The 26,089-nt window shown below is 68.6% G+C and carries 21 protein-coding genes and 1 tRNA gene; 10 read left to right on the top strand and 12 right to left on the bottom strand.

The genetic code is table 11. The annotated features are described in order from the left end of the window. Positions 1 to 212: 212 nt before the first annotated feature. The 3 genes from FHR66_RS09715 to FHR66_RS09705 form a co-directional block, all read right to left on the bottom strand. On the bottom strand, positions 213 to 1,214 hold the full coding sequence (locus FHR66_RS09715; RefSeq protein ID WP_202395004.1) for a restriction endonuclease: 1,002 nt from the start codon (positions 1,212 to 1,214) through the stop codon (positions 213 to 215). Between the two features lie 200 nt (positions 1,215 to 1,414). Next, on the bottom strand, positions 1,415 to 2,065 hold the full coding sequence (locus FHR66_RS09710; RefSeq protein WP_160970980.1) for a phasin family protein: 651 nt from the start codon (positions 2,063 to 2,065) through the stop codon (positions 1,415 to 1,417). 127 nt (positions 2,066 to 2,192) lie between these two features. Beyond that, positions 2,193 to 3,458 (bottom strand): patatin-like phospholipase family protein, encoded by a 1,266-nt coding sequence (locus FHR66_RS09705; protein WP_160970982.1) that lies wholly within the window; start codon positions 3,456 to 3,458, stop codon positions 2,193 to 2,195. An 87-nt stretch (positions 3,459 to 3,545) separates the two neighbouring features. On the opposite strand from FHR66_RS09705, the gene FHR66_RS09700 reads away from it, so the two are divergent. Further along, positions 3,546 to 4,265 carry an FFLEELY motif protein gene (locus FHR66_RS09700; RefSeq protein ID WP_160970983.1) on the top strand — a complete coding sequence of 240 codons (720 nt, stop codon included), beginning with the start codon at positions 3,546 to 3,548 and terminating at the stop codon, positions 4,263 to 4,265. A gap of 483 nt (positions 4,266 to 4,748) precedes the next feature. On the opposite strand, the gene FHR66_RS09695 is transcribed toward FHR66_RS09700, so the two are convergent. Then, complete coding sequence (locus tag FHR66_RS09695; RefSeq protein WP_160970984.1) at positions 4,749 to 5,024, bottom strand: polyhydroxyalkanoic acid system family protein; 276 nt, start codon at positions 5,022 to 5,024, stop codon at positions 4,749 to 4,751. A gap of 116 nt (positions 5,025 to 5,140) precedes the next feature. Here FHR66_RS09695 and FHR66_RS09690 point away from each other — a divergent pair, with 116 nt between their 5' ends. Then, positions 5,141 to 5,941 carry an FHA domain-containing protein gene (locus tag FHR66_RS09690; protein ID WP_160970985.1) on the top strand — a complete coding sequence of 267 codons (801 nt, stop codon included), beginning with the start codon at positions 5,141 to 5,143 and terminating at the stop codon, positions 5,939 to 5,941. On the opposite strand, the gene msrQ is transcribed toward FHR66_RS09690, so the two are convergent. Next, entirely contained in the window at positions 5,910 to 6,539 is a 630-nt protein-coding gene (msrQ, locus tag FHR66_RS09685) for a protein-methionine-sulfoxide reductase heme-binding subunit MsrQ (RefSeq protein WP_160970986.1), read from the bottom strand. The genes FHR66_RS09690 and msrQ overlap by 32 nt on opposite strands. 105 nt (positions 6,540 to 6,644) lie before the next feature. Beyond that, on the bottom strand, positions 6,645 to 7,613 hold the full coding sequence (msrP, locus tag FHR66_RS09680; protein ID WP_160970987.1) for a protein-methionine-sulfoxide reductase catalytic subunit MsrP: 969 nt from the start codon (positions 7,611 to 7,613) through the stop codon (positions 6,645 to 6,647). Positions 7,614 to 7,767: 154 nt separating this feature from the next. On the opposite strand from msrP, the gene serC reads away from it, so the two are divergent. From serC to aroA, 3 genes are all read left to right on the top strand, one after another. Further along, complete coding sequence (serC, locus tag FHR66_RS09675; RefSeq protein WP_160970988.1) at positions 7,768 to 8,853, top strand: 3-phosphoserine/phosphohydroxythreonine transaminase; 1,086 nt, start codon at positions 7,768 to 7,770, stop codon at positions 8,851 to 8,853. Positions 8,854 to 8,931: 78 nt separating this feature from the next. Next, positions 8,932 to 10,080 (top strand): prephenate dehydratase, encoded by a 1,149-nt coding sequence (gene pheA / locus FHR66_RS09670; RefSeq protein ID WP_160970989.1) that lies wholly within the window; start codon positions 8,932 to 8,934, stop codon positions 10,078 to 10,080. 592 nt (positions 10,081 to 10,672) lie between these two features. Then, positions 10,673 to 11,989: a 3-phosphoshikimate 1-carboxyvinyltransferase gene (gene aroA, locus FHR66_RS09665; RefSeq protein ID WP_202395005.1), complete on the top strand. Its 1,317-nt coding sequence runs from the start codon at positions 10,673 to 10,675 to the stop codon at positions 11,987 to 11,989. A 208-nt stretch (positions 11,990 to 12,197) separates the two neighbouring features. Here the strand turns inward: aroA and FHR66_RS09660 are convergent, their stop codons facing one another. The 4 genes from FHR66_RS09660 to FHR66_RS09645 form a co-directional block, all read right to left on the bottom strand. Further along, positions 12,198 to 15,005, bottom strand: a complete 2,808-nt coding sequence (locus FHR66_RS09660; RefSeq protein WP_202395006.1) for a S9 family peptidase — start codon at positions 15,003 to 15,005, stop codon at positions 12,198 to 12,200. A 1-nt stretch (position 15,006) separates the two neighbouring features. After that, positions 15,007 to 15,339: a thioredoxin gene (trxA, locus tag FHR66_RS09655; protein WP_160970992.1), complete on the bottom strand. Its 333-nt coding sequence runs from the start codon at positions 15,337 to 15,339 to the stop codon at positions 15,007 to 15,009. 43 nt (positions 15,340 to 15,382) lie between these two features. Then, a complete protein-coding gene (locus FHR66_RS09650; RefSeq protein ID WP_167087741.1) occupies positions 15,383 to 17,155 on the bottom strand; it encodes an ABC transporter ATP-binding protein/permease in 1,773 nt (590 codons plus the stop codon). Positions 17,156 to 17,240: 85 nt separating this feature from the next. Beyond that, the gene (locus FHR66_RS09645) at positions 17,241 to 19,709 is read right to left on the bottom strand and encodes a TonB-dependent siderophore receptor (RefSeq protein WP_160970621.1); all 2,469 of its coding nucleotides are present in this window, start codon (positions 19,707 to 19,709) and stop codon (positions 17,241 to 17,243) included. Between the two features lie 387 nt (positions 19,710 to 20,096). On the opposite strand from FHR66_RS09645, the gene FHR66_RS09640 reads away from it, so the two are divergent. Together FHR66_RS09640 and FHR66_RS09635 are read left to right on the top strand one after the other, a co-directional pair. Next, positions 20,097 to 21,551, top strand: a complete 1,455-nt coding sequence (locus FHR66_RS09640; RefSeq protein WP_160970623.1) for an aminotransferase-like domain-containing protein — start codon at positions 20,097 to 20,099, stop codon at positions 21,549 to 21,551. A gap of 90 nt (positions 21,552 to 21,641) precedes the next feature. Then, positions 21,642 to 21,869, top strand: coding sequence for a hypothetical protein (locus FHR66_RS09635; RefSeq protein WP_167087693.1), 228 nt, complete (start codon positions 21,642 to 21,644; stop codon positions 21,867 to 21,869). Positions 21,870 to 21,936: 67 nt separating this feature from the next. Here FHR66_RS09635 and FHR66_RS09630 read toward each other — a convergent pair whose 3' ends face one another. Both FHR66_RS09630 and FHR66_RS09625 read right to left on the bottom strand, forming a co-directional pair. Further along, positions 21,937 to 22,188 carry a hypothetical protein gene (locus tag FHR66_RS09630; RefSeq protein ID WP_167087691.1) on the bottom strand — a complete coding sequence of 84 codons (252 nt, stop codon included), beginning with the start codon at positions 22,186 to 22,188 and terminating at the stop codon, positions 21,937 to 21,939. 105 nt (positions 22,189 to 22,293) lie between these two features. Continuing rightward, complete coding sequence (locus FHR66_RS09625) at positions 22,294 to 22,947, bottom strand: energy transducer TonB (protein WP_160970625.1); 654 nt, start codon at positions 22,945 to 22,947, stop codon at positions 22,294 to 22,296. Positions 22,948 to 23,078: 131 nt separating this feature from the next. Here FHR66_RS09625 and serS point away from each other — a divergent pair, with 131 nt between their 5' ends. The 3 genes from serS (at position 23,079) to FHR66_RS09610 (ending at position 26,056) form a co-directional block, all read left to right on the top strand. Further along, positions 23,079 to 24,359, top strand: a complete 1,281-nt coding sequence (gene serS, locus FHR66_RS09620) for a serine--tRNA ligase (protein WP_160970627.1) — start codon at positions 23,079 to 23,081, stop codon at positions 24,357 to 24,359. 384 nt (positions 24,360 to 24,743) lie between these two features. Then, positions 24,744 to 25,733, top strand: a complete 990-nt coding sequence (locus FHR66_RS09615; RefSeq protein ID WP_167087738.1) for a LysR family transcriptional regulator — start codon at positions 24,744 to 24,746, stop codon at positions 25,731 to 25,733. A gap of 233 nt (positions 25,734 to 25,966) precedes the next feature. Then, a tRNA-Ser gene (locus FHR66_RS09610) sits at positions 25,967 to 26,056 on the top strand. The last annotated feature ends 33 nt before the right edge of the window (positions 26,057 to 26,089 follow it).

Below are 26,089 nucleotides of genomic sequence, written 5' to 3'. Positions count from 1 at the left end.
GTCTTCCTGTCGTTCCGCTAGGACGCAGCGGGGCGTGCAGTGGCCAGAGCGGGCGCTGCCTCAGAACCAGGCGACCTAGGGCAAATGGCAATGACCGCGCCGACGCGGCGTCTGCGTGATTGAGCCCGATTGGAATGCAGGACTTCGCAACAGCCCATCCGCCGCAGTGACCCGCTTTTACCAATCCCCAATCCCGATTCCCCAATCCCCGCTCAAAACGTCCTACATTGCCGCCAGCGCACCGGCTCGGCGTGGCCGGGGCGCGGGTTGAGCTGGATGCGGACGGTGCGCAGGCTCGGGTAGCGCTCCACTTCGCGGCAGATGCGGGGCCACACCTGGGCGTCGTCACCGCTGCGGTCGACCACCAGGGTCATCTGCGTCTGCCAGATGCCGCGGATCACGCCCGGGGTGCCGGCCAGGGTCTTGGAGAGTGCCTGGCGGTGGCGCTGTTCGGTGGCGGGGTCGGGTTCGGCCAGGTTGCCGGTGTCGTCGAGTGCTGGTTGCGGCGCGGCGACGGCGCTGTTCGTTGGCGCGGCGGTGGCCTGCGTGGGGGCTGCCGGTGCGGCGGGCGCCGGCGGTGGTGCAGGTGCGGCCACGGAAGCTGGCGGCTCCGTGGGTTGCTGCAGGGCCAGGGCACCGACGCCGGTCACCACGCCCAGCGCGAGCGAGGCCAGGCCGGCGATGGCGATGTGGCGCTGCGCGCGGCGGCGGCTGGCGCCGATCACGCCGTCTTCCAGTTCGCTGGGCAGGTAGGGCTTGAGCATCGGCCAGATGCGCCGGCCGTCGAGGATTTCCACCGCCTGTTTCTCGGCCGCGGCGATGCCGTCGCGCTGCACCTTGCCCTCGGTGATCAGGATGCCGCCCTGCGCGCCCATCAGCCGCGCTGCCGCACCCAGTTCGTTGACCGCGGCCGAGCCGATCCGGTAAGCCCGTCCGTGCTTGCACGACAGCAGCCAGCGCGCGTCGCCGCGGGTCATCACGAAGTCGCTTTGCGGTTCCTGGCTGGCGTGCTCGTCGACGGCGGCGTCCTGCAGGTCGCGCTGCTCGCGCATCGCGCGCCGCACCATGTAGGAGAAATCGCGCCAGTGCAGCCCGGCCAGCGCGTGCAGCCCGGCCATGGTCTCGTTTTCGCGGCGCCGCACCAGCCACAGGTAGAGGCTGGCCGCCAGCCATGCCGCGACCGCCAAGATCGCTGCCGCTATCCAGGAAAACATGCTTGCACCCGCACACGCGCCGTAAAGAAGTCAGTGTATCGCCAGCGTGTCACGGCGCCGGCAAGGCGACAGCGGTGGAAGGCGGACAGAAAAGACCCGCCAGTCCGAAGCCGAGAGGGGAGGGGAGCAAACGGTCTTCTGATGGACTGGCGGGTCCGTTTCGATTGTCTGGAAAAACGTGCTGCTTTGCAACAATCCGGTTACTCGGCCGGGGTCGGCGCCACATTGCGCTTGCGGCTGGCGCGCTTGGGCGCCGTGGCGCTCTTGGCGGGTGCGACCTTGGCGACCACCGGGCCGGCGCGTCGACGTGCCGGTGCCGCGCGCTTGGCGGCGCCGGGCTGCGCCGCGGCGGTCTTCTTGGTGGCCTTCTTCGCTGCCGGCGCCTTGCCCGATGCCTGCGGCGCACGGCCGCCGCGCAGATGACGCAGCTCGCCGTTGAGCGCATCCACGCGGTCGATCAGCGCGCCCAGGTCCTCGCGGCTGGGCACTTCCAGGCGGCGCAGGGCGCGCTGCACGCGATCCTCGAACACCTTCTCCAGGCGGTCCCAGGTGTCGGCGGCGCGCTCGCGGGCCTGGCCGACCCGGTTCTCCACCGCATCGCGCACCGCGTCGACGCCGCCACCGGCCAGCTTGCGCGTGCTCTGCTCCAGGTTCAGCCCTTCCTTCACCAGGGTCTCGAACAGCTTGCCGCCTTCGGCCTGGGCGCGGCCGAACGCGCCGACGCCGGCCAGCCAGACCTGCTGCGCCGATTCGCCCAGGCGCTTGGACAGCTTCTCCGCCTGCGCCTGCAGGGTGTCGTCGGCAGGGGCGGTGCTGCGCTTCTTGCGGGCGGATTTCTTCAGAGTGGCCATGACGGTGCGGTTCCTTCGGCGAATGAGTGGCGGAGGTCGAGACTCGGGAGGTTGACTAGAGTAATCACACCAGCGTGCGCGTGGGGTGCGCGGAACGCGATGCCGACGTCGGCAGGCGCGGCGTTGGCTACGCCCCCGGCGAACGGCGGGTACCGCGCGTGGCACGCCGGTTGGCGATGACCTGGTCGACGTCGTCCAGCGCCCGGCGCAGCCGCGCGGTGGTCTCGGTCATGCGCCGCGGCTGCACGTCCACGCCATCGAGGAAGGTGCGCTTGCGGTCGTTGAGGATCGGATGGCGCAGCGCGATGCCGTGCGCGGCCAGCAGCGGCTCCAGCGTCTGCGCATTGCGGCGCAGGTCGGACAGGGTGTTGCGGTAGGCGAGCTGGCACACGCGGTGGCGCGCGGCGTAGCTGAAGAGATTGGTGAAGAACAGTTCGCCGTTGTCGGCGTTGGGCTCGAACACCAACTGGTCCACCTGCGGGTACTGCCGCGCGTACTTCTCCAGCCCGACCTGCATGCGCGATTGCAGCAGGGTGCGGAAGGTCTGCGACAGCAACGCCGGCAGGCCGCCGGCGAGTAGCCGCGCGCGGTCGACGTGGCCGTTGCGGCGCGGCGCGTGGGTGGCGTCGTAGGGCACCAGCGGGTTGATCCCGATCATCAAGTCGATGCCGCGCTCCAGCAGGGTGGAGGCATGCATGGTGCGGCGCAGCGCGCCGTCCACGTAATGGCGGCCGTCGATCTGCACCGGCGGGTACAGCCCCGGCAGCGCCGCGCTGGCCTGGATCGCCAGCGAGATCGGTACGTGGTCCATGCCCGGCTCGCCGAAGCGCACCGCGCGGCCGCTGTCCAGGTCCACCGCGACCACGAACAGGTTGGCGTCGAGGTCGCGGAAATCGTTGCTGCGGCCGCGACGGCTGAACACGTCCTGCAGGAAGCGCTCGACCCCGGCATTGTCGAACAGGCCGCTGGGCACCAGCCCGCCGAAGCGGGTGATCAGGTCCGACCAGCGGGTCTTGCGCGGCTCGGTGAGCAGGTCGTGCCACCAGCCGTAGGCCAGCCCTGGCAGGGTCGCGGCCCGGCGCAGGTATTCGTAGACGTTGGGCCGCAGGAAATCTTCCGGGCGGAACCGCGCATCGTCGCTGTTGCCGGTGACGAAGATCCGGCAGATCTCGGCGCTGCTGATCCGGTTGGCCAGACCGGCGGTCAGGAACGCACCGGAGCTGACGCCCACGTAGCAATCCAGTCGGGTCAGGTCCAGTCCGTCCAGCGCTTCGTCCAGGGCGCGCAGCGCGCCGAGGCCGTACATGCCGCCGATCGGGCCGCCGCCGGCGATGGCCAGGCCGATGCGGCCGTTGGAGTGGGGACGGGGCGAGGCGCTGTGGAGGGAAAGCATGCGCGGTCCGCTGGAGGCAGTGGCGCGAGTGTAGCCGAGCGCGGTGACGCTTGCGGTCGTGCCGGGCTGCGACCATCATCGGCGCCCATGGCGCGCAGCACTCCCGTCCTGGAACGACTCGGCCGCCGTCTGGCGTGGCACCAGGCGCTGCACGATCCCGCGCGCGAACCGCGCAACGCGCTGCGTTGGCTGCAGGAACTGCGGCGCTGGCAGTCGCAGCGGCTGGAGCGCAGCTTCGAGCATTTCCTGGAGGATCCGCAGCGGCGTCCGGCGGCGATGTTCTTCCTCACCGATGTCTATGGCGACCGCGACTTCAGCCGCCGCGACGCCGACATCGTCAAGGTGTTGCCGATGATGCAGCGGCTGATGCCGGCGTCGCTGCTGGACACGGTCGCCGACGGCATCGAACTGGGCGCGCTGACCCACGCCCTGGATCTGCGCATGGCCGCCGCGTTGCAGGCCCTGGCACCGCGGCGCAAGCGCCTGGACGAGGCGTTGTATGCCGAGGCCTATCGGCAGGCCGGACTGCCGCGGCTGCGCCAGCGCCAGATCGATCTGATCGCCCGCGTCGGCCTGGGTCTGGCCAAGGCGGTGCATACGCCGGGCGTGCGCATGCTGCTGCGCTTCGCCCGCGGCCCGGCCAAGGCGGCGGGGCTGTCGGAACTGCAGGGGTTTCTGGAGCGCGGCTTCGACGCGTTTTCCACCCTGGGCGACGCCGAGGGGTTCATCGGCGATATCGAGAGCACCGAGCGTGCTGTATCGCGGCGGTTGTTCGCGGGCGATCCGGATCCGTTTGCGTTGGAGTGAGTGATCGGTGGCCGGACCCTCACCCCAACCCCTCTCCCGGTGGGAGAGGGGCTTTAGCCGTTCCTTCTCCCACCGGGAGAAGGTGCCCCGAAGGGGCGGATGAGGGTACGGGCGCAGCCTCGCTTAGCCAGCTTGGTGCACGCGCTTCGCGCGCCGGACCCTCACCCCAACCCCTCTCCCGGTGGGAGAGGGGCTTTCAGCTGTTCCTTCTCCCACCGGGAGAAGGTGCCCCGAAGGGGCGGATGAGGGTACGGGCGCAGCCTCGCGTAGCCAGCTTGGTGCAGGCGCTTCGCGCGCCTGACCCTCACCCCAACCCCTCTCCCGATGGGAGAGGGGCTTTCAGCTGTTCCTTCTCCCACCGGGAGAAGGTGCCCCGAAGGGGTGGATGAGGGTACGGGCAGCGCGTGTTCCCACCTCGGCGAGTCGCTTCGCGCCGCACCCTCACCCCAACCCCTCTCCCGGTGGGAGAGGGGCTAGATCCACTTATGCCAGCTTCTCCGACAGCACGCGACGGATCTCGCTTTCCACCGTGCCCTTCATCGCCGAGAGCAGGAAGCCCAGTTCGGCGGTGACGTGCACCTGCTTGGGCAGCAGTTCGATGCGTCCGTCCACGCCCGAGCGCGAGAACAACAAGGAATCGCCATCCCAGTGCGATTCCAGGTCGAAGCGCTCGGCCAGTTTCTTGGCGGCGGTCTCGATGGCCTTGCGGGCCTGCGCGGGGGTCTTGCTGTGGTCGTGGCGGATGTCGATGCTGGACATGCTGGCTCCTGTGCGGGCGGGCGCCCGCGTGAACGATCAGGCATTGTGCGTATGCGTGGTGCATTGTCCAGCACGCACGCTTCTGCGCGCGCAGGCAACCTGCTAGGCTGCCCGCCGTGCACGATCTGCAAGTCCATTTCAGCAACCGCCAACATCCCGACCGGCCCCTGCGCGCGGGCGTGCATCGCATCGTGCGCCTGGCCTCCGGCCAGGTCAGCGTGGTCGACGACACCCAGGGCGCGTTGCTCCTGGCGCAGTTCTGCCTGGACCGGCGCGGCCTGTGGCTGCAGGTCGCCAACGGCAGCCGCGGCATCCACGTCAACGGTCGCCCGGTGCGGCGCATGGCCCTGCTGCGTGCCGGCGACGCGGTTTACGCCGACGGCGTCGAAATGGTGGTGCAGGGCAAGTGTGAGCCGTTGCAGCGCCTGCCCGAGGTCAGCGAAGCCGAGCACGACGATCCGCGCCTGGTGCTGCGCGGCGTCGGCGGTCCGCACCATGGCCGCAGTTTCACCGTGGACCGGGTACGCAGCATCGGTCGCCTGCGCGAGTGCGACATCCGCATCGACGATCCGGCCTGCGCCGAGCAGCACGCGCGCCTGGAGCGGCACGGCGAGCGGGTGCTGCTGCGCGGCTTCGGCGATGCGCAGACCCAGGTCAATGGCGTCACCGTGCGCAGCTGCTGGCTGCAGCCTGGCGATCAGGTGGTGTTCGATGCCCAGCACCGGTTCGTGCTGGAAGTCCCGCAGGTGGTCGGCGCCGAGCCGCTGCGCGACGACCCGGCATTGGCGGCATTGGCGCTGACGCCGGCGGCGGTGGCGCCGCGCCCGGCCACCGCGCGGCGCTGGCCGTGGTTGTTGCTCAGCGCCTTGCTGCTGGCCGCCGCACTCAGCGGCCTGCTGTGGTTCGGCGCGCGCTGAGCGCCCGCCAGCCGCGCCAGCCCAGCAGTACCGCCAGGATTGCCGCGTACAGCAGCGGTTCGCGGATGTCCGATTTCACCAGCCACCAGAAGTGCAGCACGGCGAGCACGCCGATCGCATAGATCGCCTTGTGCAGCTTGCCCCAGTTGCGCTTGAGCCGGCGCATCCAGCCCTGGGTGGAGGTGATGGCCAGCGGCACCAGCAGCAACCAGGCGAGGAAGCCGACGGTGATATATGGGCGTTTGACGATCTCCTCGAAGATCTGCGTCCAGTAACCGCGCAGGTCCAGCCCCAGGTAGGCCGCCAGATGCACGGTCGCGTAGAAGAACGCGTACAGCCCGAGCATGCGCCGGAAGCGCAGCAGCACCGATTGCCCGGTCAACTGCCGCAGCGGCGTGATCGCCAGGGTCAGCAGCACCAACCGCAGCGCCCACAGCCCGGTGCGGTGCTCGACCTCGGCCACCGGATCGGCCCCGAGCGCGTCGCTGCCGGCCTGCCATACCTGCCAGAACTGCCAGCCCAGGTACGCCATCGGCGCCAGCGCCAGCGCATGCACCACCGCCTTGGCAGCGATCAACGAAGCGGATGTCTTAGCCATGCAATCTCAAACCAACACGCGCCAACGATGCCGTGGAGGTTGCGCAGACCCGCCGCGTGCAGCGACCGCTCCGCGAATCCCCACTCCCGAATCCCCAATCCCGGCTCAATACCATTTCTTCAGATCCATCCCCGCATACAGCGACGCCACCTGGTCGGCATAGCCGTTGAACGGGCGGGTGGGAATGCGCTCGGCGAACAGCTTGCTGGCCTTGCCGGCGATACGGCGTTCGGTCTTCTGGCTCCAGCGCGGGTGGTCCACCGCCGGATTGACGTTGGAGAAGAAGCCGTACTCGGACGGCTGCAGTTCGTGCCAGGCGGTTTCCGGCATGCGCTCGACAAAGCGGATCTCCACGATCGACTTGATGCTCTTGAAGCCGTACTTCCACGGCACCACCAGCCGCAGCGGCGCGCCGTTCTGCTGCGGCAGCGGCTTGCCGTACAGGCCGGTGGCGAGCAGGGTCAGCGGATGCATGGCCTCGTCGATGCGCAGGCCTTCCTTGTACGGCCAGTCGATCGAGCTGTAGCGGATGCCGGGCATCTGCTGCGGATCGGCCAAGGTGGTGAAGGCGACGTACTTGGCCTTGGAGGTCGGCGCGAAGCGCTTCAGTACATCGCCCAGCGGCACGCCCAGCCACGGGATCACCATCGACCAGCCTTCCACGCAGCGCAGGCGGTAGATGCGCTCCTCGTGCGTGTGGCCCTTGAGCAGGTCGTCCAGGGACAGCGTGCCGGGCTTCTCGCATTCGCCGGACACCTTCACCGACCACGGCGAGGTGCGCAGGGTCTTGGCCGCCTTCGACGGATCGGTCTTGTCGGTGCCGAACTCGTAGAAGTTGTTGTAGCTGGTCACGTCCTCGTAGCGGGTCAGCTCCTCGTTGGTGCGGAACCCGCTGCGCGCCTGCTCCGGGGTCACCACGGTCTTCGGCGGGGCCGGCGGCTCGGCGTCGGCGCAGCCGACCAGGCCGGACAGCGGGGTCAACGCCAGGGCCTGCAGCAGGCGTCGCCGGTCGCGGTAGACCGCCTCGTCGGTGATCTCGCGGCTGGGGACGGTGAGGGCATCGCGCAACGACATGGCGGACTCCTGGAGCGAAGGGGGCGAGCAGTGGCGGGGACTTCAACACAGACTACGCATGCGCAGGGCGAATGGATGCAAATGCAACCTAAATTGCCCGGGCCGCAAGCTGTTGCGCTGCGGCATACTAGGGGTCCTGTCCGATAGGTGCCCCATGACGCGCGCGTTCAATTTCAGTGCCGGCCCCGCTGCCTTGCCGGAATCGGTCCTGCGCCAGGCGCAGGCGGAGATGTTGGAGTGGAACGGCGTGGGTGCCTCGATCGTGGAGCTGAGCCACCGCGGCGCCGAGTTCATGGAGGTGGCGGCGCAGGCCGACGCCGACCTGCGCCGGCTGATCGGCATTCCCGACGACTACGCCGTGCTGTTCCTGGCCGGTGGCGCCACCACCCAGCAGGCACTGCTGGCGCTGAACTTCGCCGCGCCCGGGCAGACCGTGGACTACGTGGTGACCGGGCACTGGGGCAAGACCGCGATCAAGCAGGTCGGGCCCTACGTCGACGTGCACGTGGCCGCCAGCAGCGAGGCCGACGGCTTCCGCGACATCCCGCCGCGTGCCGCGTGGCAGTTGCGCGACGATGCCGCCTACGTGCACATCACCGCCAACGAGACCATCCACGGCGTGGAGTTCCGCGACACGCCGGACGTCGGCGCGGTGCCGCTGTTCGCCGATTTCAGCTCCAGCATCGCCTCCGAGCCGATCGACGTGTCCAAGTACGCGCTGATCTACGCCGGCGCGCAGAAGAATCTCGGCCCGGTCGGCGTCACCGTGGTCATCATCCGCCGCGACCTGCTCGAACGCGCCGGCCAGCCGCGCGCGGACATCTTCGACTACCGCTCGCACGTGGCGCGCGACTCCATGCTCAACACGCCGCCGACCTGGAACTGGTACCTGGCCGGGCTGGTGTTCAAGTGGATGCTGGCCGAGGGCGGGGTGCAGGCGTTCGCCGAGCGCAACCAGGCCAAGTCGGCGCTGGTGTATTCGGCGATCGACGCCTCCGGCGGTTTCTACCGCAACGAGGTCGCGGCGGCGGTGCGTTCGCGGATGAACATCCCGTTCTTCCTGCCGGACGAGACCCTCACCGCGCGCTTCGTCGCCGAGTCCAAGGCGGCCGGCCTGCTGGCGCTGAAGGGGCACAAGGCGGTCGGCGGCATCCGTGCGTCGCTGTACAACGCCATGCCTCTGGCCGGCGCGCAGGCGCTGGTGACGTTCATGCGCGACTTCCAGCAGCGCCACGGCTGAGTCGCCGATTTTTGTAGGAGCGGCTTCAGCCGCGACCGGATCGCTCGGCGATCCGGACCACCGAGGAACCCCCGAGCCATGGCCGCAAAGCCGAAGCAATCCCCCGCCGCCGACCCGAAATCGTCCAAGTCGGCCAAGCCCGCCGCCACGCCGGCCCTGGCCGACGTCCGCGCCAAGATCGACGAGATCGACCGCACCATCCAGGCGTTGATCGCCGAGCGCGCGCAGTTCGCGCACCAGGTCGGCAAGGCCAAGGGCAAGCTCGCCGCGGCGGTGGACTATTACCGCCCCGAGCGCGAGGCGCAGGTGCTGCGCATGGTGGTGGACCGCAACCAGGGCCCGCTCAGCGACGAAGTGCTGGTGCACGTGTTCCGCGAGATCATGTCCGCATGCCTGGCGCAGCAGGAGCCGCTGAAGATCGGCTACCTGGGGCCGGAAGGCACCTTCAGCCAGCAGGCGGTGCTCAAGCACTTCGGCCGCTCGGCGGTGGGCCTGCCGATGGCCACCATCGAGGAAGTGTTCCAGGAAGTGGAAAGCGGCAACGCCGACTTCGGCGTGGTGCCGGTGGAGAACTCGGGGCAGGGCACGATCCAGGTCACCCTGGACATGTTCCTGACCTCCAACCTGAAGATCTGCGGCGAGACCGAGCTGCGCGTGCATCAGTTCCTGCTCTCGCGCAGCGGGCGGCTGGACGCGATCGAGCGGATCTACGCGCATCCGCAGTCGTTCGCGCAGACCGCCGGCTGGCTGCGCGCGAACCTGCCGAAGGTGGAGAAGATTCCGGTCTCCAGCAACGCCGAGGGCGCGCGCCGCGCGCGCAACGCCGACGATGCGGCGGCGATCGGCGGGGAGAGCGCGGCGCATGTGTATGCGCTGAAGAAGGTGATCATGAAGTCGATCGAGGACGACGCGGACAACACCACGCGCTTCCTGGTGATCGGGCGGCAGATCTTCCCGCCGTCGGGTCACGATCGCACGTCGGTGCTGGTGTTCATCCACGACAAGCCGGGTGCGCTGTTCGATGTGCTCAGTCCGTTCGCGCGGCATGGGATCAGCATGAATCGGATCGAGTCGCGGCCGTCGCATCAGGCGAAGTGGGAGTACGGGTTCTTCATCGATCTGGCGGGGCATGTGGAGGATGAGGCGATGAAGTCGGCGTTGGCGGAGTTGAAGGCGCATTCGGCGCAGATCAAGGTGTTGGGGTCGTATCCGGTGGCGGTGCCTTGAGGTGGTTGCGCTGTTGCTTCGGCTCTGATCGCGGCAGGGCGCTTTGATGACGAAAAGAGGTGCGCCTGTGTAGGAGCGGCTTCAGCCGCGACCAGGCGTTCTTCGGGATGATTTCTTCTTCAAAGGCAACAGCAAAGGCAACAGCAACAGCTTTCGCGCTTTGCGCGAGTCACTTTTCTTTGCCTGTGCAAAGAAGCGCTTTACAGCAGCCGGAGGCTGATCAAAGTAACCAAAAGAAAGCACACCCCTAACGGGCTGCCCCGCGCTTCGCGCGGGGTCCGCGGCCACGGCGGGACATCGGAAGGCACATCCATGTGCCTGCCGAAAACGACGCGCTTCCTGCGCGTCGCCCCTCACGGGGTTTTACCCGCCGTGTCCGCCAGCCCTCACGGGGGATTGAGAGCAACAGCGACAGCAAGAACAACGGCAACAGCAAGAACAACAGCAACGGCAACAGCAGCAAGAACAGCAGCGACAGCGGTGGCTCTGGTTGACTGGGTGTAGGCGTCGTCGTGGTAGCGCAAGCGCTCGGTAGTGGCGGCGGTGACCTCGGGCGGTGGTGGATCTTCGGGTGGTTGGACTTTCAGGAACGATGATGAGCAACGAGCAAGGCTGGATCGCAACGCGCGGCACTGCGCTGCAGGGCACGCTGACGGTGCCGGGGGACAAGTCGGTGTCGCACCGGGCGGTGATGTTCGCGGCGTTGGCCGATGGCACGTCGCGGATCGAGGGGTTCCTCGAGGGCGAGGACACGCGTTCGACCGCGGCGATCTTTGCGCAACTCGGGGTGCGGATCGAGACGTCGTCGCCGTCGCAGCGCGTCGTGCATGGGGTGGGCGTGGATGGGCTGCAGGCGCCGCAGGGCGCGCTGGATTGCGGCAACGCCGGCACCGGCATGCGCCTGCTCGCCGGGCTGCTCGCGGCGCAGCCGTTCGATAGCGTGCTGGTCGGCGATGCATCGCTGTCCAAGCGGCCGATGCGCCGGGTCACCGAGCCGCTGGCGCTGATGGGCGCGCGTATCGACACCGAGGCCAACGGCGTGCCGCCGCTGCGCATCCATGGCGGCCAGCCGCTGCGCGGCATCGAGTTCGTCTCGCCGGTGGCCAGTGCCCAGGTCAAGTCGGCGGTGCTGCTGGCCGGGCTGTACGCCGAGGGCGTCACCTCGGTGCAGGAACCGCATCCCACCCGCGACTACACCGAGCGCATGCTGTCCGCGTTCGGCGTGGACATCACGTTCTCGCCGGGCCAAGTGCGCCTGCACGGCGGTCAGCGCCTGCGCGCTACCGATATCGCGGTGCCGGCCGACTTCTCCTCGGCGGCGTTCTTCATCGTCGCCGCCAGCATCATTCCCGGCTCGGACATCACCCTGAAGGCAGTCGGACTCAACCCGCGCCGTACGGGCCTGCTGGCGGCGCTGCGGCTGATGGGGGCGGACATCGTCGAGCACAACCACAGCGAGCATGGCGGCGAGCCGGTCGCCGACCTGCGCGTGCGCTACGCGCCGCTGCGTGGTGCGACGATTCCGGAGAGCGTGGTGCCGGACATGATCGACGAGTTCCCGGCGCTGTTCGTGGCCGCGGCCGCGGCCGAAGGGCAGACCGTGGTCAGCGGTGCGGCGGAGTTGCGGGTCAAGGAGTCGGACCGCCTGGCGGCGATGGCCACCGGGTTGCGCAGCCTCGGCATCGTCGTCGACGAAACCGCGGACGGCGCCACCATCCACGGCGGCACGCTGGGCGCGGGAACGATCGAGAGCCACGGCGACCATCGCATCGCCATGGCCTTTGCCATCGCCGGGCAACTGTCGCAAGGCGAGGTGCGGATCGAGGACGTGGCGAACGTGGCGACGTCGTTCCCGGGCTTCGACGCGCTGGCGCGCGGCGCTGGATTCGGGTTGCGCGCTGCCGGTTGAGGACTGACTGCGGCCTGCCGAGCGCAGGCCGCAGTGCACGCCTCGATCATCGATCGCCAGGTGCGCGATCCATCTGGCGGAGCGTCCGTGCCGAGCGCGTCACCGGCCTTGGCGGGCGTGATCGGGGCAAGGCGCTGGAGCCTCGCGTACGCGATCCCGGCCACCCGCCGCGACGCAGGGCGCGGCGAGGTGGCGAAGACCGCGCCGATTACGCGACCTGGCGTGCGGAGTGCTGTGCCAGCAGCAGCGAATGGCCCGGATAGTCCGCTTCCGACCAGGCTTCCGCGCGTCCTCCCAGGTGGCAGCTCAGGAAGTCCTCGCACAGCGCGTTGAACGACATGCGGTTGGCCTCCCGCACGAAGCCATGGCCCTCGTCCGTGTAGAGCGCGTAGGTCACCGCGATGCCGCTCTGCCGCAGCGCGGCCACCATCTGCTCGGATTCGGCCTGCTTCACGCGCGGGTCGTTGGCGCCCTGGGCGATGAGCAGCGGCGTGCGGATCTGCGCGGCGCGGTGCAGCGGCGAGCGCTCACGCAACTGCGCACGGCCTGCGTCGGTGCCCGGGTCGCCCAGCGCACGGTGCTGGCGCACGCGGTCCGCTTCCCAGTAGGCGGGAATGGAGGCCAGCAGCGTCTCCAGGTTGGAGGGCCCCACCACGTCGATGCCGCAGGCGTAGCGCGTCGGATCCCGCGTGAGCGCCGACAGCACGGCGTAGCCGCCATAGCTGGCGCCGAAGATGGCCAAGCGCTGCGGATCGGCGATCCCACGCTGCAGCGCCCAGGCCACGGCGTCGTCCAGGTCTTGGTCCATCTTGCGGCCCCATTCGCCGTCTGCCGCGTTGACGAAGCGCTTGCCGAATCCGGTCGAGCCGCGGAAGTTGACGCTCAGCACCGCGTAGCCGCGGTTGGCCAGCCACTGGTGCATGGGGTTGAAGCCGAAGGCGTCGCGCGACCACGGGCCGCCGTGCACCAACAGCACCAGCGGCAGCGGATTGGCGGCGCGCAGATCGCCCGCGTCGGCCTCCACGGGCACGGTGAGGTAGGACACCAGCGGCAGCCCGTCGCGCGCGGGGATGACCACCGGCTGCATCCGTGCCAGCGGCGCCCAGGTCAGCCGGGGCCGCAGGTCCATCAGGTGCTGCAACGTGCGCGCCTGGCGGTCGTACAGCCACGTCGACGAGGGGCGCGTGTCCGACGACAGGGCGACGATCCAGCGCTGGTCGTCCTCGGTGCGTGCGGTCATGCGCCATTCGCCGTTGCCGGCGGCATCGTCGAGGGTTTCGATGTCGCGCAATAGAGCTTCGTCCAGCATGTGCAGCTTGAAGCGCTCGTAGGTGACCCCGTAGGCCAGGGGGCGGTGGCTGGCGGCATCGGTGAGCATGCCGCCGATGTCCGCGCGCGGGTCCTCGGCCAGCACGCTGACGGTGCCGCTGTCCCAATCGATCGCGACCAGCGCGGCGGTGTCGCGCCCGCGGCTGTCGTAGGCATACAGGGTGTGGCCCTGCTCGTCGAAGTGCGAGGGCCCCGAGCTGCGCGCGTCTTCGGCGGAGAACACCTGCCAGGGCTGCCAGTGTCCGGCGGCATCGCGCCGGAGCCATTCGCTGCCGCCATCGCGGGTGTTGCGTACGGCCAGCTTGCGCTCGTAGCGCGCATCCAGCACGAAGCCGGCGAAGCCCGGGTTCTCTTCCAGGCACTGCAGCTCACCGCTGCGCAGATTCAGTAAATGCACGTCGAAGAAACGCGCGTCGCGCGCGTTCGACACGATCGCGATCTCGTCGCGCCGCTGTCGGCTGATGCTCTGCACGCCGGTGCGCACGCCCGGCGCGGCGGGCGTGAGGGCGCGCAGGGTGCCGTCGGCGAGATCGGCGCCGAACAGTTGGAAGTTCTCGTCGCCGTCGCGGTCCTGCGAGAACAGCAGCATGCCGGGGACGTAGGTCCAGTCGAAGGCCTGGATGCCCCGCCGCACGTCGTGGGTGATCTGCCGCGCCTCTTGCTGGCTGGCGCTGGGCGCCGCCCAGATGTTCATCACGCCATCGCCGTCGGCCAGCCAGGCCAGCCACTGGCCGTCCGGGCTGATGCTCATGGCCGCCCGCGCCGGGTTGGCGAACAGGTGCTTGCGCGGGATGAGCGCGGCGGGCGCGGAGCCGTCGGCGGCATGCAGGATGTTCTGCAGCGCCAGCGCTGCCTGGCGCCATTGCTTGGCGTACTGGTTCCTCTGGTACCTGTAGAAGGCCCTCAGCCGCTTGGCTTTCTCGGGATGCTTCTGCTCCAGTAGAAGGAAGACATTGGTGTATTCGGTGTCCCCCGGCTCGCGGCTGGCCTTATCTTCCTCATGCAAGGCTCCCAGCACCTGCGTCATGTCGTCGTCGTCCGCCTTGCTCCAGGAGTAGGCGGCCATGCCCGCCGCGATCCGTGCGCTCATCCAGCCGCGCAGCGTGTCGGACACGGCACTGCGGGACTGCATCGGGTCCCAGGCGGCGGCTTCGATGCACGATCCCACGGCCGCGGCGACCGACCCGGGCTCCTGGACATTGGTCTGCTCGACCGCAGCGCGGCGGGCTTTGCGCCAGCGGGCGCCGTCGACGTCCTGGCCCTCCAGGCGTGCAGCATGCAGCGCGGCAACGCCTTCCAGCGCCTCGGCCAGGCCTGCGGCCGCTTCCAGGCCGTGCAGACCGTGGGTCTTGCCCTTCAACAGCTCCAGCAGGGTACGGCTGCCCACCGTATCCATCGGCATGCCGGGCGGAATGCCCTGCAGCAGGTGGATGCCCCATGCCACGCCGAGGGTCGAATTGCCGGCGACCATGGAGTCGATTGCCAGGGCGAGCCACTTCGGCAGGCCGAAGTCCGCCTCCCAGCGGTCGAGGTCGTCGCTCTGCAGCAGGCTGCCGACGACGCTGCCGACCTCGCCGTTCCAGTAAAGAGGCCGGTACTCCCAGCGGCCCGCGTGTTCCAGGCCGTACAGCTGGTCGATCACTTGCTGACGCAGCTGCGGGTCGCCGTGGTATGCGTGCATGCTCATGTCAGGCCTCCAGGCATTCGTCGATGACCTGGGCGATCCGCGTCTTGGAGACCAGGCCCACCAGGCGGGCCTTTTCCTTGCCGTCCATGAACAGGATCATGGTGGGCAGGCCGCGCACCTGGAACTGCTGCGCAGTGTCCTTGTTCTCGTCCGCGTTGATCTTGCAGATGCGGGCTTCGCCCGCGTATTCCTCGGCGATGTCGTCCACGATGGGCAGCAACTGCTTGCAGGGAGCGCACCATTCGGCCCAGAAGTCCACCAGGACCGGGCCGGAGGATTGGAGGACCTGTTCTGCGAAGGTCGCGTCGGTGAGTGAGATGAGCTTGGAGGGCATGGTTCGGCCTCTGTCAGTGGTCGGAAAGGGGGGGTAGGGGGATTCAGGCGGGTACCGGAGGGGGACTGAAGCCGTGGCCGTCGCCATCGTGCGTGTGGCCGTCCTCGCCTCCGCCTTGGCTGCGTTGCGGCGTCATGTCCAGCACGTGGTCGTGATAGGCGGCCAGCGATTCGCGGTGCGCCACGCTGATCAGGGTGCTGTCCGGCAGCGCGTGCACCAGCGCCTGGTAGAGCGCGCGCTCGGTGTCGGGGTCCAGCGCGCTGGTCGCCTCGTCCAGGAACAGGTAGTCGGGCCGGTGCAGCAGCGCACGGCAGATCGCCAGCCGTTGCTGTTCGCCGCCGGAGAGCGTCTGCTGCCAGCGGTCGCTGTCGTGCAGCCGTCCGGCCAGCGTCGACAAGCGGACCTCATGCAACACGTCCTGCACGCGCCCGTCGTCGAAGTCCTCGGGTTGCCCGGGATAGCACAGCGCCGCCTTGAGCGTGCCCTGCGGGATGTAGCTGCGCTGGGGCAGGAACATCAGCCGGCCATCCCGGGGCTTGTCGATCTCGCCCTCGCCGTAGGGCCAGATGCCGGCCACGGCGCGCAGCAGCGTGCTCTTGCCGGCACCGGAGGCGCCGCGCAGCAGCCAGCGTTCGCCACGGCGCATCCGCAGCGCGGGAATGGTGGTTAGCGGCGCGCCATCGGGCCTGTGCAGGGCCAGGCCGTGCGTGGCGATGGCAGACTCGGGCGTCTGCGAGACGTGGATGCCCGCAGGCTGTGCGTGGACATCCTGCAAGGCGCCCAGCAGGTCGCGCAGTCGGTTGCCGAGTGCCCACCACTCGGTGAAGGTGACGTAGGCCTGGCTGAAGAAGGCCAGGCTGCTGCTGACGGCGCTGAAAGCGCCGCCTACGCGCGTCACGTCGCCCATCGTGATGGCGCCGGAGAGGTAGCGCGGCATCGCCGCCGCCGTCGGCAGGAGATGGGAGGAGAAGGTGTTGCTGTAGGTTTCGCGCGCCAGCATCAGTTTGGCGTTGCGCGCGATGATGTCCCGCCAGTTGGCGCGCACCTGTTCGAATGCGTCGTCCAGGCGCTTGTGCTCCTGCGCGCCGCCATCGTAGAAGGCGATCTGCTCGGCGTTCTCGCGCAACTGCATGCCGCGGTAGCGGAAGTTGGCCTCGACGGTCTGGCGGAGATTGAACAGATGGATCAGCGGCCGCCCGGTAAGGTGCGACACCAGCAGCATGCCGGCCGAGTATGCATACACCAGATAGACCATGTACCCCGGAATCGCAAAATCGATGCCCCACAGCGTGAAGTGCAGCGTGCCGGACAGGTTCCACAGGACGACGGTGAAGGAGATGGCCGACACCAGCACATGGATCGGATCCAGGAACAGCTGCAGCGTCAGTTCGATGAAGCGCGCCACGTCCTGCGAGATGCGCTGGTCCGCGTTGTCCAGGCGCCCGTCGCGCTCGATGGCGTAGTACGCGCGCCGGCGGGTCCACGCGCGCAGCAGCCAGCGGGTCATGGCGGTACGCCATTCGTATTGCTGCAGTTGCGTGATCGCGAACAGGAGCACCATCGCCAGCAGCATGGTGAGCATGCCGGCGATCCAGGACAGGCCCAGGCTGTGCCAGATGTCGTCCCATTGCCGCTTCACCAGCGCATCCACCACTTGGCCCTGGAGCTGGTTGCTCCAGACCGCCAGATAGATGCTCGTGAACATCAGCGTCAGCCTGATCGCCAGCAGGATCCAGCCGCGCCAGCTTTCCCGCGACGTCCAATAGGGCAGGATCAGGTCGCGCAGACGGGGACGGTGGTGGTGGGGGGCGTTCATGGGCGTTGGGAACCTGGGAGGGGCGCAGGGACAGGCCGTGGAGTGCGTGGCGCGCGGCGTTGCCGCGCGCTAGGCGACGCGATGGTCAGAGCTTGCGTTCGTACGTCAGTGTGAAGGTGCGCTTGTCGTAGATGGGCACGTACCCGCTGCTGGTGGAGTAGCCGTACAGCGTGCGGTTCGCCAGGTTCTTCGCACCGAGCCGCAGCGACCACGTCGGCCGGGTATAGGCGATGCCGGCATCGAGGCGGGCGCCGCCCGGCGAACGCGGGTCGGTTTCCCGTACTCCCAGGATGGAGTCGCTCCAGCCGCTGATGCCGAAGGCCAGGCTCAGGTCGCGCAGGCGTTCGGACTGGAAGTCGTAGGTGCTCCACAGGCTCACCTGGGTGCGCGGCTGTCCGCCCGGCCGCAGGGTCGGATCGAACAGGCTCTCCAGCTTCACATAGGAGTAGTTGAAGATGAGGTTGAGCCCGGGCATGAGTTTGCCCGAGGCTTCCAGTTCCGCACCGCGGGAGCGTTGGCCGTCGATCAGGTCGTTGCAGTTGCGTGGGCGGTTGCGCTGCAGCAGGTTGAGTTGATCGATCTGGAAGACGGCGGCCGACCACGAGAAGGTGTTGTCCGCGTTGTTGCTCTTGATGCCCAGCTCCTTGCTTCTCGACTGGGTGGGCGGGACGGACGTCGAATCGGTGCCGCAGACCACCAGATCCGAAAACAGCGGCGAAAAGCCTTCGGCGTAGCTGGCGTAGACGGACGTGTTCGAGCTCAGGTTGTAGATCAGCCCGGCATTGACGGTGTTCTTGCTGAGCGAATGCGCCTTCGAAGTGAGCACGGCACCAGGCGTGGGCGGCGCCGGATACACGATGGTCGTTCCCTGGCCGATGTCGATGCTCGAATGACGCAGGCCTGCCACCAGGGTCCACCTATCCCATTTCACCGTGTCCTGGAGATACAGGCCGCGTTGGGTTTGCGCTTGGGCGCTGCCGAAGGAGCGGTTGCCATCGCTGCGTTCGAGCTTGGGGAAAGGGTACTGCGTGGGCGCATCGAATCGGTTGTTGATCCGCACGCTCGAGTACTGCGTCGTATCGAAGTCGTAGTTGATGTGGTTGGCGCCCGCCACCAGATGTTGCTCCAGCGGCCCCGTATTGAACGTGTAGCTCAGGTAATGGTCGCCGCTGGTGGTCGTCTGTTTCGTTTGGGCCAAGGTGCCGCTGTAGTTCAGTAGCAGGGTGGCCGTGTCGACCGGGTACTGCGCCGTCCATATCGCCAGATCCAGGTCGTTGCGAGTGCGCTGCATGCGGCTGGTGAACTGCAGCGCGTCGGTGAAGGAATGCTCGAGGGTGTAGAACGCCGAGTGCGTATAGGTATCCGCGCCATCGTCGCGGTTGCCGGGCCGGGTAGGGGCAGGAGGTTCGATGAAGCCGCGGATCGCCACGGTGTACCGGTCCGGCGGCACGCGGGACAGGTCGGCCGAGATGCCGGCGATGAAATCGGTGTCCGCATTCTTCCAGCGGATCTCGCCCAATCCGTAGTTCTGCGTGCGTCCGTCGTAGCCTCCGGCGCTGCTGCCGGCGTGCGTGCCCGAGACGATCAGCCGATAGCTGAGTTCCTTGCTGTCGTTCAGGGCGCCTGCCAGGTCGACGGTGCCGGTGCGTTCGGCATGGCTGCCGTAGCTGAGCGTCACGTCGCGGATCGGGTCGGTCGTCGGCTTCTTGGTGACGATGTTCAGTGTGCCGCCCAGGGCGTTGGCGCCGGCGAGCAATGCCTGCGGTCCTTTCAGCACCTCGACGCGTTCCACGCCGGCGATGTTGGTCTTGACCGAGTTGGGATCGCTCAAACCATTGGACAGTGTGCTGCTGGCCGTGCCGAAGCCGCGGATGCTGAACCCGCTGGTACCCTGCGCGCCGGGGCGCACGACCACGCCGGCCACGTTGCGCAGCGCGTCTTCCACCGTGGCCGTCTGCTGCGTCTCGAACACCTTGGCCGTCAGCACCGTGACCGACTGCGGCACGTCGCGCAGGTCGGCGTCGCCGCGTGTCGCGGTGGAGGAACGTGAGGCGCGGAAGCCGGTCTCGGCTTCGTCGCGCTTGGCGGTGACCACGACCGAATCCAGTTGCTGCACGAAGACCCGGATCGAGCCGTCAGGCGCCGATGCCATGGTCAGGCCACTGCCCGAGACCGCCGCCTGCACGGCTCCCTGCGCGGTCGTCTGGGCGGCGATGGCCGGGGCGAGGATGTCCTTCACGTCCGACGCCTGGAACTGGATGGGCGTTCCGCTGATCCGCTCGATCGCCTGCAGAGTGGCGGACAGCGGGCCGGCCGGGATGGAAAAATTCCGGCTTTCCGGCGCCGCCTGCCTGGTCGCGCCGGCGCTGTCCTGCGGCTGGGCGTGGGCAACGCCTGACAGCGCGAGCACAAGGGCCGCATAGAGCGCGGTGGAACGGGACGGTGCCGGGCGAAGCGTCAGGGACTTGATGGGAAACACGGTGGAATCCTCTGCGATGGCGTGGCGTGGCGTGGCGTGCGGAATCGCGATCGACGGACGCGATTCATGGTCCATGGGTGCAATTCAGCTGTTCCATACACTTTTCATGCGATCTACCTCGGGCGATTCCCTGCCATATATGGCTTGCCGGAAAGCTCTTCGGGCCGAGCATGCCACGTCAAAAGTGTTTGGTACAGTTGAAATTCATGTCATGTCACACGCGTGTAGGGGGTGGGATGTAGAAGCCCGGCCACCTGCGCCGCAGTGCACCTCGCTGGGGCGCGCTAGTGGCTTGGAAGTGCAGGTGACGGCAGTGCTGCGCCCCAGGGTGGTGCGGTCTGTGCACCGCTGCGGCGCAACATGGCGCCGCGCAACTGTCCGCATCAATTTTTCGAATCCGCCAGCCAGTCCTGCCGACGGTCTATCATCCTGGGCTCTTCGCCTTGCCATTGCTCCCCGCCCATGCCAGCCTCTCCTCCATCGAAGCCCGGCGCCAAGCGCACGCGGAAGGCAGCCGCGCCGGCTGCCCGCGCCAGTGGCCCGCTCATCGACCGGATCTTCGACGACGTCAGGAGCCGGATCGAGCAGCAGTCGCTGGAGATCGGCGAGCGCCTGCCGTCGGTCCGGGCAATGGCCGCCAGCATGGCCATCAGCAACGAGACCGTGCTGCGTGCCTACGACAAACTCACGGCGGCGGGCTATCTGGAAGCGCGCCGCGGATCGGGTTTCTATGTGTCGCCCGGGGCCCGCCAGGCGGGGGCGCCGGCGTCGCAGCAGCGATGGAACGGCCCCTCTGCTCGGGTCGCCTGGGGCCATCTGCTGCAGGCGGAGGGACCACATGACGGCTCGGCGCTCGGCACGCTGCCCGCCGAATGGGGCGGGGCCGACGTGCTGTCGGAGGCGCTGCGGGCCGTGGCGGCCCGGCCGCGCAGGAGCCTGTTCGACTATGCCGACGTTCGGGGCTGGCTGCCCTTGCGGGAGGCGCTGAGCGCCAGGTTGCGCACGGCCGGGATCGGCGCCGCCGCCGAGCAGATCGTGACCACGGCCGGCGCCACCGACGCCCTGGACCTGATCGTCTGGTCGTTCCTCTACCAGGGCCAGTACGTGGTGGTGGAGGAGCCTGGGCCCTTCATCCACACCCAGCGGCTCCTGGCCAATGGCCTCTGGATCCTGCGCGTGCGCCGCCTTGAGGACGGACCCGACCTGGAGCAGCTCGCGCAGCTATGCGAGCAGTACCGGCCCAAGGCGTTGTTCTGCAGCTCGGTGTTGCAGAACCCGACCTGCACCAGCATGTCTCCGCGCAATGCGCATCGACTGCTCCGGCTCGCCGAGCAGCACGACCTGTGGATCGTGGACGACGATGCCTGCGGCGACCTGCTCCCACGCGCTCGGCAGGGGGCGGTCACGCGCCTGGCGGCGCTCGATCACTTCGAGCGCGTCATCCACGTCGGCAGCTTCTCCAAGACCCTGGCGCCCGGCCTGCGGTCGGGCTTCCTGGCGGCCAACAGCCAGCGCATGGAGCGCCTGTTGCTGATGCGATCGGTCGGCGCCATCCACTCCTCGCTACTCACGGACCAACTCGTGCACCACGCGCTCACCGAGGGCGGCTACGAGCCGCACTGCGAGAAGCTGCGCAGGAAGCTGGCCGCCAGCGGCAAGGCGTTGCTGACGAAGATACGGGCCCGCGGCTGGCAGGCGCGCGACACCGAAGCGGGCATGTACCTGTGGACGTCGTTTGGCGACGACGTCGATGCACGCGCGGTTGCGGACGTGCTGCGCGCGGACGGCATGATGCTTGCCACCGAAAGCGTGTTCTCGAGCGATGGCGCCGATCGGCACGTGCGCCTCAACGTCGCGCGTACCGACGACGCAATGCTCGATCGCATCGCCGCTGCGGTCGCCAAGGTCGCCGAATAGCCGCGGCGGCACGCCATGTCCTGACGGCAGGCGTGCGGACGCCTGGCGATCTGTCTTGCCCAATCTGGCAGGTCCTGCCAACCGGTGGCGATGGACCCGCGGCAATGCACCGTTGGATACAAACGCTCGGCGGCATCACGCATCAAACTGGGCGCGTACATTCTCGGCAGCCACTGCGACCACGCATCAGCATCGCCTTCGCCTGGCAGCGAATTGCAGGGCGAGGTGCGGATCAAACATGTGGCGAACGTGGCGACGTCGTTCCCGGGCTTCGACACGCTGGCGCGCGGCACCGGTTCCGGATTGCGCACTGTGTAAGCGCGCTAATGGCACCGGCCGCGTACGAACGTGGCCGGTGCAAGCATCGATGCGTGGATTCGGGAAATTAGTGCGACGGCTGCGGGCGAGGTGGATCGTTGGCAGGCGTCGACTGCGTCGCCCGTTCGCTGCGGCCGTCGTCGTCGCGATCCACTGCCAGCCACCACCCGGCGACAGCCAGAGCCAGCGCGATCACGATCATCCAGGCCCAGGGCGACCCATGATCGGCGCGCGCATGCGGCTGCCGGCGCGCAGACGACGGGCGGGCAGGGCGCTTCCACGCATCCAGCGGCTGTGTCGACTTGTACGGGGTGGGCATGGCGGCAACTCCGGTGCCGTGGGACGGGTCCAGTGTCGCCCAGGACCCGCCTCAGGGGTGTCACCCCCATGTGAACGCCGCCCGCGCGTCCGGGTGGCGATTCAGTTACGGCCCCGGCTTGAAGTCGAACGGAATCTCGATGCTGGCCGGCACCGCATGGCCGTTCTGCTGCGCCGGGCGGAACTTCCAGCGGCGTACGGTCTCCATCGCCGCGCGGTCCAGGTCGCGCGAGCCGCTGCGCCGGAGCAGCGCCACGCCGGCCGGCGCACCGCTGGCATCGACCTCGACCCGCACCACCACAGTACCGGCATCGCCACGCCGCAGCGCCGCCGGCGGATAGCGCGGCGGCGGGGTCTGTCCTTCCAGCGGCACCGGACGGTCGCCCGGGGCCAGCGCGGTGGCCGTGCCGCCGGCGGTATCGCTGCCCGCAGCCGGGGCAGGGCCTTGCGTAGTCGGCGGCGGCGTCGGTGCGGTCTCCACCAGCTTCGGCGCATCGCCAGCGGGCGCGGGCTTGGCCTGCGGCATGCTGCTGGCGGCGCTGCCGGCCGGCAGCGGCTCGGGCAGCGGCTTCACCTGCTCGGTCTCCTGCTGCACCTGCGCCGGCTGCGGCTTGTAGAAATCGTTGTCCTTGCGTCCGACCAGCCATACCACCAGGAACAGCAGCAGGCCGACGGCGAAGGCGATGCCGACGATCGCGAGCAGGCGCCGCGGCAGATGCAGCACGATGCCGGACTTGGAAGACGAGGGCGACGTGGACATGGGACTCACCGTAGGGAACCGCTCGATTCTGGCATAGCCGCGGTGAATCGCGCGCCGCGGCGGGAGCGAGTCGGCAAAACCGCGACGGACAGGCGATAATCCCGGGTTCGTTCCCCTGGCACCCCGCGCCCATGCTCGATCCCGCTCTGCTTCGCCAACAGCCCGCCGACCTCGCCGAGCGCCTGCGCACCAGCCGCGGCTATGCGCTGGACGTGGCCGTCCTGGAGGCCCTGGAGGCCGACCGCAAGCGCATCCAGGTGCGGACCCAGGAGCTGCAGAGCCTGCGCAACAGCCGTTCCAAGGCGATCGGCCAGGCCAAGGCCAAGGGCGAGGACGTGAGCGCGCTGATGGCCGAAGTGGCCGGCTTCGGCGACGAACTGAAGGCCTCCGAGCAGCGCCTGGACGAGATCCGCGCGCAGTTGGAGACGCTGGCGCTGGAGATTCCGAACCTGCCGCAGGCCGACGTGCCCGCCGGCAAGGACGAAGCCGACAACGTCGAACTGCAGCGCTGGGGCACCCCGCGCAGCTTCGAGTTCGAGGTCAAGGACCACGTCGAACTCGGTGCGCGCCATGGCTGGCTGGACGGCGAGTCGGCGGCCAAGCTGTCGGGCGCGCGCTTCACCGTGCTGCGTGGGCCGATCGCGCGCCTGCACCGCGCCCTGGCGCAGTTCATGCTGGACCTGCACACCGGCCCGCATGCCTACCAGGAAACCAACGTGCCGGTGATCGTCAACGCCGACAGCCTGTACGGCACCGGCCAGTTGCCGAAGTTCGAGGAAGACATGTTCGCCACCGCGCTGGGCGAACAGAAGCGCTACCTGATCTCCACCTCGGAGATCTCGCTGACCAACCTGGTGCGCGACGAGATCGTCGAGGCCGAGCGCCTGCCGCTGCGCATGACCGCGCACTCGCTGTGCTTCCGCTCCGAGGCCGGCAGCGGCGGCCGCGACACCCGCGGCATGATCCGCCAGCACCAGTTCGAGAAGGTTGAACTGGTCAGCGTGTGCCGCCCGGAGGACAGCGCCGCCGAACACGAGCGCATGACTCGCTGCGCCGAAGTGGTGCTGGAGACGCTCGGCCTGCCGTACCGCAAGATGCTGCTGTGCACCGGCGACATGGGCTTCTCCGCCAGCAAGACCTACGACCTGGAAGTCTGGCTGCCGTCGCAGCAGACCTATCGCGAGATTTCTTCCTGCTCCAACTGTGGCGACTTCCAGGCGCGGCGCATGCAGGCGCGCTGGCGCAACCCGGCCACCGGCAAGCCCGAACTGCTGCACACGCTCAATGGTTCCGGCACCGCGGTCGGCCGCGCCATGATCGCGGTGATGGAGAACTACCAGAACGCCGACGGCTCGATCACCGTGCCCGACGCGCTGCGCCCGTACATGGGTGGGGCCGAGCGGATCGGCTGATCGACCGGGCCCGGGGCATCCACCTCGGGCGCGCCTCGCGTCGCCGTTGCTGCGGCGACGCCCTCCTGTCCGTCCCTGCGCTCACGCAAATTGTCCTGATGCGGGCAATGCCCCGCCTTGCGCCACAAGTGGGTCTTCGACCCGGACGGGGCAGGGCGTTCGCATGCATTGCCCACTGCCGCACCCGCCGCAAACGGCGTTCCGCGTGCGCCGAACTCCCGTCCCCGTCACTTCGCGCTAGCCAAGCCGGGGTTACCCTGGGTGCGTCCACATCCGTGCCTGAGCCACCGCGCGAGCGCGACCAGCGTCCCTGCAGCGTGAATCGTTGTAGGAGTAGAATGAACCGGATCCGATTGTCCCCATCGTTCTAAATATCGAAAGAACATGCACGACCTCAACGATCTGTACTACTTCGCCATGGTGGTCGACCACGGCGGATTCGCCGCCGCCGAGCGCGCCCTGGGCATCCCCAAGTCGCGCCTGAGCCGTCGCATCAGCCAGCTGGAAAGCGACCTGGGCGTGCGCCTTCTGCAGCGCTCCACCCGCCGTTTCGCCGTCACCGACCTGGGCATGAGCGTGCACCGCCACGCCCAGACCATGCTGGCCGAGGCGCAGGCCGCGCGCGAAGTGGTCGACCGGCTCAGCGCCGAGCCGCGCGGGCTGGTGCGGGTCAGCGTGCCGGTGTCGCTGGCTCAAATGCAGCTGCCCAAGCTGCTGCCGGTGTTCCTGGACCAGTACCCCAAGGTGCGGCTGCAACTGAACATCAGCAATCGCCGTGTCGACATCATCAACGAAGGCTACGACGTCGCCCTGCGCGTGCGCTCGCGCCTGGACGACGACGGCAGCCTGGTGATGCGCAGCTTCGGCCAGGTGCAGGAACTGCTGGTCGCCAGCCCCAAGTACCTGGACCGCGCCGGCCGCCCCAAGGACCCCGAGGAACTGGCCTCGCACGTCACCCTCAGCATCAGCGAGGACGAAGCCCGGCAGCGCTGGGAACTGCATGGCCCGGCCGGCGAAGTGCGTCGCGTCGACCTGCAGCCGCGCGTGGCCGGCTTCGACTTCCCTTTGCTGCAGTCCATGGTCAAGGACGGCTTCGGCATCACCCTGTTGCCCGAGACCGTCTGCGCCGAAGCCGTGCGCAACGGCGAACTGGAAGTGGTGCTGCCGGAGTGGTCGCTGCCGCAGGGCATCTGCCACGCCGTGTTCGCCTCGCGCCGCGGCCTGCTGCCGGCGGTGCGCGTGTTCATCGACTTCCTCGCCGAACACCTGCCGCGCCAGATCGAGGCCTCGCGCCTGGACTGCGGCGGCGACTGCCCCGAACGCACCAAGGCCCGGCACTCGACACTGGGCGCCATGGCGGTCGAGGCGGGTTGATCAAGACGCCGGCCGAGTACGTCGGTCGAGCAAAACCGCCGCGGCCGAGCAAAACCGCCGCGGGCGTGCGAAAATGCGCGCCCGTGCTGGTGGTTCTGGGTTCGGGGTGCATGAGGTGCCGTCAGAGGCACCGACCGCTTTTAGGCGGGGCAGGCACTGCAGCGTCGCGCTGCTGCGGCGGTGCGCTTTAAGCGGCTGCGACGTTCTTCCGCAGCACCGCCGCGTTCGCAAACGGAGAGATGGCCGAGCGGTTTAAGGCACCGGTCTTGAAAACCGGCGAAGGGTCAAACCTTCCGTGGGTTCGAATCCCACTCTCTCCGCCACGCTGGCGGGCAAGGCGTGATGGCATATGTGGA

The organism is Xanthomonas sp. F4, assembly GCF_011761895.1.
The sequence above is the reverse complement of the archived record's forward strand: the minus strand, read 5'-3'. Positions and strand labels throughout refer to the sequence as shown.